The organism is Devosia sp. P3_B2 (genome assembly GCF_056402875.1).
The window spans coordinates 113,169-125,386 of the sequence record NZ_JBFUGO010000007.1 but is presented as its reverse complement, the minus strand read 5'-3'; the positions used below and the strand labels follow the sequence as shown (position 1 = coordinate 125,386).

Sequence of the window (12,218 nt, the reverse complement as noted above, 5' to 3'; positions counted from 1 at the left end):
AGTGCTATAGAGCGGAGGCTTGCAGCAGAAGCACAGAGAATGGCTCAGCCCGACCGTCGATTAGTCCCGATCGTGTCGCTGGACGTAGTGGGGTATTCCCGCCTCGTCGAGCGCAATGAACGTCAGACCCTGCGCCTCGTGCAGCGGGTCTACGATCGGCTGATCTCGCGCACCATCGGGGCCGCCGGCGGCAAAGTCTTCAAGACCATGGGCGATGGCCTCCTGGCCGAGTTCAACAGCGTCGTCGCCGCCGTCCAATGGACCGCCGACCTGCAGCGCCAGATCCATGAGCGCAAGATCCACGCGCCGGGTGGCGAGATGTTCCAGGTGCGCGCCGGCATCGTCCTGGCCGACGTTCTGGTGGCCGGCAACGACCTCTATGGTTCGGGCATCAACCTGGCGGTGCGCGTGCAGAGCCACTCGCCGGCCGGTGGCATGTGCATCACCAAGTGGATGTACCAGTACCTGGACGGCACGATCGAATTGCCGTTCATCGACATGGGCCCCACCGAGCTCAAGAACATCACCAAGACCGTCCGCATCTACGCCTGGCATCCGGCTGGAGTGGCGCGCCCGCAGCAAATCGAATCCCCACCCCCTCCGCCGCCGAGCAACCGCCCCTCGGTGGTGGTGCTGCCGTTCGACAACCTCTCGGGCGAGGCCGACCAGAGCTATTTCGCGGACGCCGTGGTCGAGGAGATCACCGCAACGCTGAGCCGGGTGAAGGACTTCTTCGTCATCGCCCGCAATTCGGCCTTCACCTACAAGGGCCGCGCCGGCGTCGATATCCGCCAGATCGGCCGTGAGCTTGGGGTACGCTACGTCGTCGAAGGTTCAGTCCGCCGGGTCGGCGAACGTGTGCGGATCACCGCGCAGCTCGTCGAGTCCGATGCCGGCAGCCACATCTGGTCCAACAAGGTCGATGGCGCCGTCGCGGACCTTTTCGACCTGCAGGATCGCATGGCCGCCGAGGTAGCGAGCGCCATCCAGCCGTCCATCCGACGCGCCGAGGTCGAGCGGGCCCGCAAGAAGCGCCCTGACACCCTCGCGGCTTACGACCTGGTGATGCGCTCGCTGCCCCACCTCTGGTCGCATAGCCCGGAGGACAATCGCGAAGCCATTACCCTGCTGACCCGGGCGCTGGGGCTCGAACCCCACTACGGGCTGGCGGCAGCCCTGGCCGCCTGGGCGCATGGGCAGCAGGTGGCCTATAACTGGACCACCGATTTCGCCGCCGAGCGACGCATAGCCGCCGAGCTGGTCGAGACCGCATCGCAGCATGTCGCCGACGATCCCACCGCGCTAACCGCCCTCGCCTCTGCGATGATGATGCTGGGCGGCAACGTGGCGCAGGCCGCTACCTTCGCCGACCGCGCGCTCGAACTCGATCCCAACCACGCCTGGGCCTGGATGCGCCGCGGCTGGGGCCATGTCTATCTCGGCACGCCGGAGGAAGGCCTTGCAGCCTTCGAGCGCGCTGCTCGTCTATCCCCGATGGATCCGTTCGCCTTCAACGTGCACCTGGGAATGGGGCTCGCCAATTTCGCTGCCGGCCGCCCTCAGGAGGCGATCGCCTGGGCCCAGCGTGCCATGTCGGAGCGTCCCGGCATCACCTGGCCCTATCGGGATCTCGCCGTGTACCAGGCTCACCAGGGCGACCTCGCGGCTGCCCGCGATTCACTGGAGCAGTTCCAGCGCGCCCACCCGGACGTGACCATCGCCTCGATCGGCGACGGGCTGCGGTTCATGTATCCGTCGCTGCTGGCGCGCTACCTGCAAGGCCTGCGTCTCGCCGGATTGCAATAGGCAACTCGTCGCACAAGTTTATCCATTCCATAAGCATTTCCCCAACGTCGCATCAGGCATTGTCCGCACGGGTTTTGGGGGAATTGACCGTTGGATATCCGTCTCGAAAAGCGACTTTCGCCGCGTCGCAACACCGTTATCGAAGCAACTATCGTATTCGATGGCGGCCGCACCCGCATTCGTTGCATCATCCGGAACCTGTCCGAGACCGGCGCCAAGCTCGAAGTCGCCTCGGTAACCCGCATTCCGCGCACTTTCGATCTGGTGGTCGACAAGGTCCGGCCGCAGGCCTGCATCGTCGTCTGGCGGGCCGTCAAAGAGCTCGGCGTGCAGTTCCGCGACCCCACGATCCGCTGAACCACCGCTGAACGGCAAGTTCGGAATCGGTTCAAGCAACCCCTCCTATCAGACCGGCCAACGACGCGAACGGTTCGTTCGCTTCGTGCCCGCCCACCGGCGGGCTGCTCGTCTAACAGGAGAACATAATGCACAAGATCATTGCGCTCGCACTGCTCGCCACCTCGCTCGTTGCCTTCCCGGTCGCCACCCCGTCTTTCGCCGTCGACAAGGGCATCCAGGCCCTGTGCGGCCCTGACGCCCCGGAAGCCTACAAGCGCGAGGGCGGCTACTGCGACCAGGTCGGCTCGAACAAATCGCTCGTCGAGTCCGAGGATTGCGACTTCACCTACTACTATCCGACTTTCTTCGACCTGAAGGCGCCGGCCGAGAAGGTGATCGTCGCCGAGAATTGCTACAACTATCTGCCGCTGCTGCTCTAGGCGCTCGCAGAAAGAGCGGCCGCCGCGCCGCTCTTTTCTTCTCCACTATTCAAATGCCGTTCATCTGCCCTATCTTAGATACGGCAGCACGTTTCGGACACATGTCCCTTGGGGGGGACCAGTCATGTCGAGGCATGCATTCTTCATCGCAGGCGATCGTGTCGTTCACGTCGCCAATCCGTCCGGTGCCGGTTTCCAGTACCAGGCGCAGTCGCACACGCTGCCGCCGCAGGTGCAGATCGGGCCGCAGCAGCACGATCTTGCCGAGACCGTGCTCGTGGTGAAGACAGGCACTCTCGAGGTGATGATCAACGGCGCCGCCGGCTTCGTCGCCGCCGGATCGTTCGTCCGCATCCCCGCCAAGACCTGGTTCGCCTACCGCAATGCCGGCGACGAACCGGCACGCTTGCTCTGCCGAACGGCCCCGGCCATGCCTGCCGGCAACGGCCGCCGGATCAGCATTCACATCGCAGCTGCCTGACAACTGCGGCTGAACATCTGCGAAAAGGGCGGCTCCATAGCCGCCCTTTCTGTTTGCGCGCAAACATTGCCCTTGGTCTCGGGGCTGAACCGAACCTGAATGGCAGGTTCCACGACGGTTCACGCCATTTTCCATACAAAGCCGTTCATTCGACGGATCATCATAACGATATCCGCTCACAGATCGCCGGACAGCACCAAAGGACGCACAATGTACAAATTCATCACCGTGGCTCTCCTGGCCACCTCCCTCGCAGCCTTCCCCATCGCAACTCCGTCTTTCGCGGTAGACACCAGCATCAGCGCCAAGTGTGGCCCTGATGGACCGGAGGCCTACAAGCGCCCCGGCGGCTATTGCGAGCAGATTGGCGCCAACAGCTCGACCTCGGATAGCGGCGAGAGCTGCGGCCTGTACTGCGTCGTCGATGACGGTGATGGCCCCGAAGATCAGTGACCGTTAGCCGTGTCGCGGCCACGACCGACGTAGATGCAAAGGGCCCGTCCTGATGGACGGGCCCTCGTCTTTGGCCGCATCAGTCGGTCACGTCGGCCCGAATCATCATAAGTCGTATTATGACTATGAACGACCTTTGAACGGCGAGTTCGGGTTCAATTCAGCGCGTCCTGAGTAGCGTTGCTCCATACCCGGCGGACCAGATGCCCGTCTTTCTCGCCAGTTTTCTGGCGAAACAACTCAGGAGAGAACCTTGAAGAACATCCTTGCCATCACCCTGCTCATCGCTTCGGCGGCGGCGTTCCCGGTTGCAACGCCGGCCTTTGCTGGCTCGAGCACCAATGCCCTTTGCGGCCCCGACGCGCCCGAAGGCTACAAGCGTCCCGGCGGCTACTGCGAGCAGCTCGACAGCAACGGCTCGCTCGTCGAGCAGGACGACTGCGACTATTACCCGGTGAAGGAATCGCTCGCCGCGCTGAAGCTGGGCGAGGTCATTCTCGTCGCCGACAACTGCTATGTTCCCGACAAGAAGTAGGCTGGCCAAATGAAAGGGGCCGCATCGCTGCGGCCCCTCTCTGTCCAGTCGATCAGGCCGCGGCCTTCTGCTTCAGGTCGGGCGGCACGGCTTCCGCCATCAGCTCGACGATCGCGTCGGTTGCCGGCATCACCTTCTGGCCTTCAGTGCCGAGACGACGAACGGACACCGTCCCCTCCTCAGCCTCGCGCTTTCCAACCACGAACATCAGCGGCACCTTTTGCACCGAGTGCTCGCGCACCTTGTAGTTGATCTTCTCGTTGCGCACGTCGAGCTCTGCTCGGATGCCGCCGGCGTTGAGCTGGGCGACCAGCTTCTTCGCATAGTCATCGGCCTCCGAGACGATGGTCGCGACCACCACCTGCACCGGCGCCAGCCACATCGGCATCTTGCCGGCATAGTGCTCGATCATCATGCCGATGAAGCGCTCGAGCGATCCAAGGATCGCGCGATGCAGCATCACCGCGTACTTGCGCGAGCCGTCTTCGGCCACGTAGGTGGCGTTGAGCCGCTCGGGCAGCACATAGTCGAGCTGCAGCGTGCCCACCTGCCAGGAGCGCCCGATGGCGTCCTTCAGATGGAACTCGAGCTTGGGCGCGTAGAAGGCGCCCTCGCCCTCGGCGATGACGAAGTCGTAGCCGGTGGCCTTGAGCGCATCGCCCAGGGCCTTCTCAGCCGCGTCCCAGCGCTCGATGGTGCCGCCGAACTTGTCCGGCCGCGTCGCGAGCTTGATGACGACATTCTCGAAGCCCATGTGCTCATACACCGAGTACAGCAGGTGGACGAAACGCTCCGTCTCCTCCTGGATCTGCTCCTCGGTGCAGAAGATGTGCGCGTCGTCCTGGGTCATCTGGCGGACGCGCAGCAGACCGTGCAGCGCGCCGTGGGCCTCGTTGCGGTGGCAGCAGCCGAACTCGGCCATGCGGATCGGCAGGTCGCGGTAGCTCTTGATGCCCTGGTTGAAGATCTGGATGTGGGCCGGGCAGTTCATCGGCTTGAGCGCCATGAGCTCTGCCTTACCCGATAGAACCGGACCTTCTTCCTCGGTGCCAGGGACCTCGTCGGGCACCACGAACATGTTCTCGCGGTACTTGCCCCAGTGGCCCGAGGCCTCCCAGAACTTCGACGACATCAGCTGCGGGGTTTTCACCTCGTTGTAGCCGTTCGCGTTCACCCGGCGACGGATGTACTCTTCCATCTGGTTGTAGAGCACGAACCCCTTGGGGTGCCAGAACACCGAGCCCTGCGCCTCTTCCTGCAGGTGGAACAGGTCGAGGTCACGGCCGATCTTACGATGGTCGCGCTTCTCGGCCTCCTCCAGCATGTGGAGGTACTCGTCGAGTTCCTTCTGGTTGGCGAAGGCAGTGCCGTAGATGCGGCTCAGCACCGGATTGTTGCTGTCGCCACGCCAGTACGCGCCGGCCACCTTGGTCAGCTTGAACGCCGTACCGATGTCCTTGGTCGAGCGCATGTGCGGGCCGCGGCAGAGGTCGAACCACTGGCCCTGCTTGTAGATCTTGATCATCTGGTCGGCTGGAATGGCGTCGACCAGCTCGACCTTGAAGTTCTCACCCTTGCTGGCGAACACGCGCTTCGCCTCGTCGCGCGTCCACACTTCCTTGGTGAAGGCGGCGCCGCGGCCGATGATCTCCGCCATCTTCTTTTCGATGGCCGGGAAGTCGTCCTCGGAGAACGGCATGTCGCGCTTGAAGTCGTAGTAGAAGCCGTTCTCGATGACCGGGCCGATCGTCACCTGCGTCTCCGGCCACAGCTCCTGCACCGCTTCGGCGAGGACGTGCGCCGAGTCGTGGCGGATCAGCCCGAGCCCATCGGCGCTGTCGCGCATCACGAACTCGATCTTGCCGTCATCCTCGAGCGGATCGGAAAGGTCCGACAGGACCCCGTTCCACTTCATCGCGACCGTCTTCTTGGCGAGGCTGGGGGAGATGCCCTCGACCACGGTGGTCCCGGTGGTGCCACGCGCATAGTCGCGTACTGCACCGTCGGGGAACGTCACCTTGATCATTTTCATCTCCAGAATTGGGAATTGTGCCGGCGGCATGCCGGCAAGGCGGCGTGTCTAGCACGGCCAGAGCAAAGGCAACAAGTTCGGCGCGCGCTCAGCGGCTCGGTGGAGGGCTGGACGCTCCGATCCCGCAACACACTCGCCCCTGATCGTCCGTCATCAGGGCGCAATCAGTGCCTTGTTCGGAGCCAGGAGGATGCGGCCGCCCGGCAGTTGCTTCAGGCTGGCGCCACCCAGGTCGCAGGTGCCGCCGGCACCTATGGGGTCGGGCTTCCAGGTCCCCTCGGCGGCCGCGCAACAGGCCTTGCCTGTCCCGCCGGATTTCTTGCACCGCAAGTAAATCGCAGCCTGCTGGCTCTGTGTCAGCTTGGTCGCCGCCGAGGCTGGCTGGATGACCGGAAAGACGAAAACTTGCGCAGCCAGTACGCCCGCTAGCACTGTCGTCACGAAGAATTGGCGCATAGTCCCACCTCCGTGCCCTCGCAAGGAAGGCTACGCGCCCGCCCAACGCTCCGCAATCGGTGTGAACTGCTACTTCCAGCGCCCATAAGTCCACGGCACATACCAATGCGCCGTCTCCGGCACCGCTTCCGGCACCGGATCGTACCCGTGCGTGCCGCCCGGCCGGCAGCGCACGATCCGAGCTACGCCCATCCAGCCCCCAGGCCAGAACCCGTGCCGCCAGATGGCGTCGCGGGTGAATTCCGAGCAGGTGGGCGAGTGCCGGCAGTTGCGGCCCATGAACATCGACAGCGAGTAGCGATAGCCTTGGATCAGCACGTAGGAGACGAGCTTGAAGGGCCAGTCGACGATGGTCCAGAACACGTGCACGGCGCGCTGCATCAGCCGGTGGCCGCCACCCGCGGAGCTTCGAGCTTGTCGAGCGCCTCGCACACTGCGTCGAACACCAGCAGCGTCGAGGTGTGGCGCGGACGGTACTCGCGGACCGGTTCGAGGTACTTGAGATCAGCCCACTTCTCGCCAGACGGCGGCGGGCCGTCGGCCTTGAGCATCGCCGTCATCTCGTCACGAACGCGCCGAAACTCCGCTACCGGGGTTCCAACTACGTGGGTCGCGACCACTGCGGCGGAGGTCTGTCCCAGCGCGCAGGCCTGGATGTCATGGCCATAGCCGGTGATCACCCCGTCGGCGACATTGATGTCCACCTCGATGGTCGAGCCGCACACCCGGCTGACCTTGCGGGCGCTGGCGTCGGGATCGGCGAGGCGACCCGGTCGTGGTTGATTGCCGGCGAGTTCGAGGATCCGGTCCGAATAAAGATCGCTGAGTTCCATCTTTTTCGCGAAACTGTTCCTTGGCCGCGTTCGTCGGCAACCTATATAATCATCGAGATGCAACAAGTCAGCGGCGTCCATCGTCACTGACAACACCGGGAACCGTGGGGCGACGTATTGCGTCTGTCGCCTGCTATTGACCGAGGAACCACAAGATGGACGCCAGCGCCAAGCCGCAGCACGCCAAGCTCGTCTCTGAAATCACCCGCCCCAGCCGCGCGGAGGCCGAGGAGGCCGTTCGCACGCTGATCGCCTGGGCGGGCGATGACCCAAGCCGCGAGGGCCTGCTCGATACCCCCCACCGCGTCACCGACGCCTATGGCGAGTTCTTCGGTGGCTACCACCAGAGCGCGCGGGAAATCCTGCAGACCACCTTCAAGGACGTCGGCGGCTACGACGACGTCGTGCTGGTGCGCGACATCCCGTTCTCATCGCATTGCGAGCACCACATGGTGCCGTTCTTCGGCAAGGTGCACATCGCCTACCTGCCCCATGACGGCGTGGTGGGCCTATCGAAGCTGGCTCGTCTGGTCGAGGTCTACGCCCGCCGCCTGCAGGTGCAGGAGAACATGACGGCGCAGATCATCGACGCGGTGAACGAGCACCTCAACCCACGCGGCGCCGCCGTGATGATCGAGGCCGAGCACATGTGCATGTCGATGCGCGGCGTGCGCGCCCACGGCGCCCTGACCATCACCCAGCGCTTCACCGGGGTGTTCGCTGAGGATCGCAACGAGCAGGACCGCTTCTTCGCCATGATCGGCAAGCGCTGAGCCGGAAGCCGGCGCTGCTCAGTCGAGGGCGAAGTTCAGGCCGAGCCGGATTGCGTTCGACGTGGAATGCGACGTCGACGACCAGAGTGCACCCTCGAACCACGTGTGCTCGCCGAGGTCGGTGTAGAGATATTCGGCCTTGACGGTCATGCTGTCGCTCGTCGCGAGCTCCACGCCCGCCCCCGCAGTCCACCCGAACAGCGTCGCGTCATCGCTGAGGTTACCGTCGGTCGCCTCAACCTTGACGTGTGCGCCGGCGAGGCCGGCGGTCAGGAACGGCAGGAACTCACCACCGTCGAAGCCGAGACGACCGCGCAGCGCGCCGGAAAAGTCGGAGGTCGAGGTGATGGTGTTGCCCAGGTCGCCGCGATAGGTCGCAAAGTCGTCCGCGATCGTGTCAGTGATGTTGCCGTAGGACAGGTCGCCCTCGACGCCGACGACAAGACCGCTGCTCATTGCCGCGTTGCCGCCCAGGGTGACGCCGACAAAGGCGCCCGTGGGGTCGCTGTCGAGGTTGAACGTGCTGAACGGCGCGAGGATATCCGGGGCATCGTAGGCCGCGTCGGAGTGGCCGACGCTGTAACCGGCGCTCACGCCGGCGTAAAAGCCGTTCCAGTCGAATGCCAATGCCGGCGCCACCTGTATTGCCAGCGCAAGGCCGGCCAATGATGCAATTGTCCGTTTCATTTTAGCCCCCAATACTGGCCGATATAGAGGCACCTGCAGGCAAGGCCGGCAAGTTCTCTGCCGATCGCACATCCGCTGCTGCTGCGAAATTGACGGCGCGTGCTGTCGCTGCAACACCCGGCTAAGTACTTCCACCGATCGAAGGGACCTAAGCTCACTCGGGACCGCAACTGCGATCAAGTGTGGTATGACTGCCGGGCATAGGGTGAGCCCATGTCCGCCGTCGCCAAGACCCTCTGGATGATCGAGTCCCGCTTCGGCATGCCGCTGACGCTCGAAGAGCTGGCGGTGCATGCCGGGGTGTCGCGCTATCACCTGTCGCGCATCTTTCCCGAAGAAACCGGCTACTCCATCAAGCACTACCTGCGCGGTCGCAGGCTTACCGAGGCCGCCAAGGCCCTCGCCGGTGGGGCGCCGGACATCCTGGGCGTCGCGCTCGATGCCGGATACGGCTCGCACGAAGCCTTCACGCGCGCGTTTCGCGACCTCATGGGGCTGACGCCCGAGGACCTGCGGCGCCGGCGTTCGCTCGCCGAGCTACCGCTGCTACAGCCGATGCGCCTCGACCCCATAACCCAGGTTACGCTCAGCGCGCCGGTCATCGAGAGGCGTCCTGCCATGCGCCTCGCCGGCATCATGGGCCGTCACAAGTTGCCGCTCGGCCCTTCGATTCCCGCCCAGTGGCAGCGGTTCAGCCACTATGTCGGCAACGTGCACGGCGCGATCGGCGACTGCAGCACCTATGGCACCTGTGGGCGCTACTTCCCCGAGGACGGAACGACCGAGTACATTTGCGCCATGGAGGTGGGGGAAGGCGCGGAGTTGCCGCCCGAGTTCGACGAGGTCGTAGTGCCGGCGCAACGCTATGCCCGGCTCACCCATCGCGGCCACATTACCACGATCTTCTCGACGCTCGACGCCATCTTCAGCGAGTGGCTGCCGAGTTCCGGCTATCGCAAGAAGCAGGCGCCCCATAGCTACATCGAGCACTATGGCGACGCCTTTAATCCACGGACCGGACTTGGATCGCTCGATATCTGGATCGCGCTCGAAGATTAGGCGCATGGATTGAGCCGAGGCCGTGCGCGGGATAGAACCGGCCCATGAGCACAACCTTTGCCGACCCCAACACCCTCGATCACGAGCAGCGCGACGAGGGCACCATCTTTGCCCCCAAGTTCGATGCGCACGGCTTGATCACAGCTGTGGCCCAGGAGACCGGATCGAACCGGGTCCTGATGGTCGGCTTCATGAACGCTGAGGCGCTGGCACGCACCATCGAGACGGGCGAGGTCCACTACTACTCTCGCTCGCGCAAGGCCCTCTGGAAAAAGGGGGAGACGTCCGGCGAGATCCAGCGGGTGGTCGAACTCTCGGTCGACTGCGACCAGGACGCTATCCTCATGCTGGTCGAACAGACCGGCCGCGGCGCCGCCTGCCACACCGGCCGGAAGAGTTGCTTCTATCGCATCGTCGAGGATAGCACGACGCTCCGCCACACCGGCGAGCCCCGGCTGTTCGATCCGGCCGAGGTCTACAAGCCTCAGTAATGCGGCGGCGGAGGCTCAACGCCCGGCGCTAGCGCCGGGTGGGATTCGACGTCGCGGAGCTGCGCGCCGAGATTATGCAGGTCGCGCTTCAGCGCCTCGATTTCCCTGAAGTGCTCGGCAAGAGCCGCGTTCAGTTCCTCGATGGCCTGATCCTGAAAGGCGATCCTCGTCTCCAGCGTGACGATTCGCTCGGTGAGTTCTGGGCTGTCGCTCATTTCGTACTCTCCTGCGGGCGGCGCTCGAACAGCGGCGTGAGGAACAGGCCGACGAGGAAACCGCCCAGATGGGCCTGCCAGGCGATGCCGATCGATTGCCCGATCAATAGGGGCAGGAACGGCACGGCAGCGTTGAGAACCAGCCAGACCACAATGAAGAAGGCCGCACGCTGGTTGCGCATCAACTCGCCAAGGCTCGCCATGCGGCGGCCCAGCACTAACTCCTCGCCGGTCTCGGGATCGCGAGCCACAATCACCGGCTGGAAGATGAAGCGGCAGGCAACGCCCGTGAGCCCGGCGACGCCCCCCGAGGCACCGATCAACAGTTGCACATCCGGCAGGGTCGTCGCGGCAAACGCCGCGGCGCCCGCGGCAGCAGTGACGAGGAAGAGAATCACCGTGGCGGCGGGGCCGTAGCGGCGGGCGACCGGGGTGCCAAAAATGGCCAACCAGGCGCAATTGATTAAAAGGTGGTCCCATCCGGCATGCAGGAAGGCGTGCGTGAACGGTGTCCAGAGGAGCGGTATCCACCCCCCTTCAAACTGCCCTGCGGCAATCGCGCGAGCCGGGATGAAGGCGAGCCAGTAGATCAGCTGAAGGTCCCCGGACTCGTTAAGAACGAAGGCTCTCGCGAGATGTACGGCCAGCATCAGGCCCAGCAGCGCGGTGATCACCCCGGGCAGCAGGATCGCCGGCTGATGGGGCTCAGGCCCCTGTGTTCCCTGGGTTTTTTGCTCGTCGGACATGAAAGCTCCCGGTTTTCCGGGCTTTGTAGCCCAATCCCCCGAATTATCCACACGGGGTCCGCCACGTTAACCCTAACAATTGTTTAAGGGCGATTTCCGCCGCCGGGTTTGACACTCTATGGCTCTGCGGCGGTCGTCCCTTCCCGGGAGACGATCCGGGGGTTTGGGAACAAGGCAAAAAGACTATGCAAAAGGCCAGCACCAAGGCGCTGTTCGACTATTGGAATGCGCTTCGTGGTTCGCGCAGCGCTCCGGATCGGCGGGACATCGACCCCACCCGCATCCGCACCGCACTGGCTAACACGTTCATTCTGGAACTCAACGATTCCAGCGAATTCGACTTCCGGCTTGCCGGCTCGCATCTCTGTTCGGCCTATGCCCGCGAGCTCAAGGGCCGCTCCTTTACGCGTCTGTGGCACGAACGTGACCGCGACGCCATCGACACCCTGGTCCGCGCCGTCACCGAGGATCATGCGGTTGCCCTCGTCACGTTCCAGGGCACGACGGCGGTGCACACGCGCCTGTCGGTCGAGACGATCCTCCTGCCACTGCGTCACAACGGCTCCACCCAGACGCGCCTGCTCGGCGCCATGACCTCGATCGACGAGCCCTATTGGTTCGGCGTGCAGCCGATCATGGAGCAGCGCATCACGGGCCTGCGGCTGATCTGGCCGGACGACGTGTCGCTGGCGGACATGACCGCGGAAATGGCGACCGCGGTGCCGGCCGAAGACCTGGTCTTCGCCAGCGCCGGTGCGTCGGTCCCTACCCCGATGAGCGCCACGGTTTTTGGCCGCACCGCCCGCCGCTATGCCCACCTGGCGGTGATCGACGGCGGGCGGCGCTAAAAATCGGCACTTTGGAGCATTCCG

The 12,218-nt window shown here is 64.3% G+C and carries 17 protein-coding genes; 10 read left to right on the top strand and 7 right to left on the bottom strand.

The genetic code is table 11. From position 1 onward, the window contains the following. The first annotated feature begins 39 nt into the window (after window positions 1-39). The 6 genes from AC1DV8_RS12310 (at window position 40) to AC1DV8_RS12285 (ending at window position 4,054) form a co-directional block, all read left to right on the top strand. On the top strand, window positions 40-1,806 hold the full coding sequence (locus AC1DV8_RS12310) for an adenylate/guanylate cyclase domain-containing protein (RefSeq protein WP_477149500.1): 1,767 nt from the start codon (window positions 40-42) through the stop codon (window positions 1,804-1,806). Window positions 1,807-1,896: 90 nt separating this feature from the next. Beyond that, window positions 1,897-2,163: a PilZ domain-containing protein gene (locus AC1DV8_RS12305; protein WP_477149501.1), complete on the top strand. Its 267-nt coding sequence runs from the start codon at window positions 1,897-1,899 to the stop codon at window positions 2,161-2,163. A 128-nt stretch (window positions 2,164-2,291) separates the two neighbouring features. Next, window positions 2,292-2,585, top strand: a complete 294-nt coding sequence (locus AC1DV8_RS12300) for a hypothetical protein (RefSeq protein WP_477149502.1) — start codon at window positions 2,292-2,294, stop codon at window positions 2,583-2,585. A gap of 124 nt (window positions 2,586-2,709) precedes the next feature. Beyond that, window positions 2,710-3,066, top strand: coding sequence for a cupin domain-containing protein (locus tag AC1DV8_RS12295; RefSeq protein ID WP_477149503.1), 357 nt, complete (start codon window positions 2,710-2,712; stop codon window positions 3,064-3,066). A gap of 210 nt (window positions 3,067-3,276) precedes the next feature. Beyond that, the gene (locus AC1DV8_RS12290; protein WP_477149504.1) at window positions 3,277-3,519 is read left to right on the top strand and encodes a hypothetical protein; all 243 of its coding nucleotides are present in this window, start codon (window positions 3,277-3,279) and stop codon (window positions 3,517-3,519) included. 253 nt (window positions 3,520-3,772) lie between these two features. Beyond that, window positions 3,773-4,054 (top strand): hypothetical protein, encoded by a 282-nt coding sequence (locus tag AC1DV8_RS12285; RefSeq protein WP_477149505.1) that lies wholly within the window; start codon window positions 3,773-3,775, stop codon window positions 4,052-4,054. Between the two features lie 52 nt (window positions 4,055-4,106). Here the strand turns inward: AC1DV8_RS12285 and thrS are convergent, their stop codons facing one another. The 4 genes from thrS to AC1DV8_RS12265 form a co-directional block, all read right to left on the bottom strand. Next, on the bottom strand, window positions 4,107-6,080 hold the full coding sequence (thrS, locus tag AC1DV8_RS12280) for a threonine--tRNA ligase (protein ID WP_477157652.1): 1,974 nt from the start codon (window positions 6,078-6,080) through the stop codon (window positions 4,107-4,109). A 159-nt stretch (window positions 6,081-6,239) separates the two neighbouring features. After that, window positions 6,240-6,542 carry a hypothetical protein gene (locus AC1DV8_RS12275; RefSeq protein ID WP_477157651.1) on the bottom strand — a complete coding sequence of 101 codons (303 nt, stop codon included), beginning with the start codon at window positions 6,540-6,542 and terminating at the stop codon, window positions 6,240-6,242. A 69-nt stretch (window positions 6,543-6,611) separates the two neighbouring features. Beyond that, window positions 6,612-6,923, bottom strand: coding sequence for a membrane protein insertion efficiency factor YidD (gene yidD, locus AC1DV8_RS12270; RefSeq protein WP_477149508.1), 312 nt, complete (start codon window positions 6,921-6,923; stop codon window positions 6,612-6,614). Further along, the gene (locus AC1DV8_RS12265; RefSeq protein ID WP_477157650.1) at window positions 6,923-7,375 is read right to left on the bottom strand and encodes an iron-sulfur cluster assembly scaffold protein; all 453 of its coding nucleotides are present in this window, start codon (window positions 7,373-7,375) and stop codon (window positions 6,923-6,925) included. Before AC1DV8_RS12265 ends, yidD begins: the two co-directional genes overlap by 1 nt. 155 nt (window positions 7,376-7,530) lie before the next feature. Between AC1DV8_RS12265 and folE the strand changes: the two genes are divergently transcribed. Next, complete coding sequence (folE, locus tag AC1DV8_RS12260) at window positions 7,531-8,148, top strand: GTP cyclohydrolase I FolE (protein ID WP_477149510.1); 618 nt, start codon at window positions 7,531-7,533, stop codon at window positions 8,146-8,148. 18 nt (window positions 8,149-8,166) lie between these two features. Here the strand turns inward: folE and AC1DV8_RS12255 are convergent, their stop codons facing one another. Then, entirely contained in the window at window positions 8,167-8,835 is a 669-nt protein-coding gene (locus AC1DV8_RS12255; RefSeq protein WP_477157649.1) for an outer membrane protein, read from the bottom strand. A gap of 213 nt (window positions 8,836-9,048) precedes the next feature. Between AC1DV8_RS12255 and AC1DV8_RS12250 the strand changes: the two genes are divergently transcribed. Together AC1DV8_RS12250 and hisI are read left to right on the top strand one after the other, a co-directional pair. Continuing rightward, the gene (locus AC1DV8_RS12250; protein ID WP_477157648.1) at window positions 9,049-9,894 is read left to right on the top strand and encodes an AraC family transcriptional regulator; all 846 of its coding nucleotides are present in this window, start codon (window positions 9,049-9,051) and stop codon (window positions 9,892-9,894) included. A 44-nt stretch (window positions 9,895-9,938) separates the two neighbouring features. Then, on the top strand, window positions 9,939-10,385 hold the full coding sequence (gene hisI / locus AC1DV8_RS12245) for a phosphoribosyl-AMP cyclohydrolase (protein ID WP_477157647.1): 447 nt from the start codon (window positions 9,939-9,941) through the stop codon (window positions 10,383-10,385). On the opposite strand, the gene AC1DV8_RS12240 is transcribed toward hisI, so the two are convergent. Beyond that, window positions 10,379-10,600 (bottom strand): SlyX family protein, encoded by a 222-nt coding sequence (locus tag AC1DV8_RS12240; RefSeq protein WP_477149514.1) that lies wholly within the window; start codon window positions 10,598-10,600, stop codon window positions 10,379-10,381. The genes hisI and AC1DV8_RS12240 overlap by 7 nt on opposite strands. After that, entirely contained in the window at window positions 10,597-11,346 is a 750-nt protein-coding gene (locus tag AC1DV8_RS12235; RefSeq protein ID WP_477157646.1) for a rhomboid family intramembrane serine protease, read from the bottom strand. Before AC1DV8_RS12235 ends, AC1DV8_RS12240 begins: the two co-directional genes overlap by 4 nt. Before the next feature lie 185 nt (window positions 11,347-11,531). On the opposite strand from AC1DV8_RS12235, the gene AC1DV8_RS12230 reads away from it, so the two are divergent. Continuing rightward, complete coding sequence (locus AC1DV8_RS12230; protein WP_477149516.1) at window positions 11,532-12,194, top strand: PAS domain-containing protein; 663 nt, start codon at window positions 11,532-11,534, stop codon at window positions 12,192-12,194. Window positions 12,195-12,218: the final 24 nt, after the last annotated feature.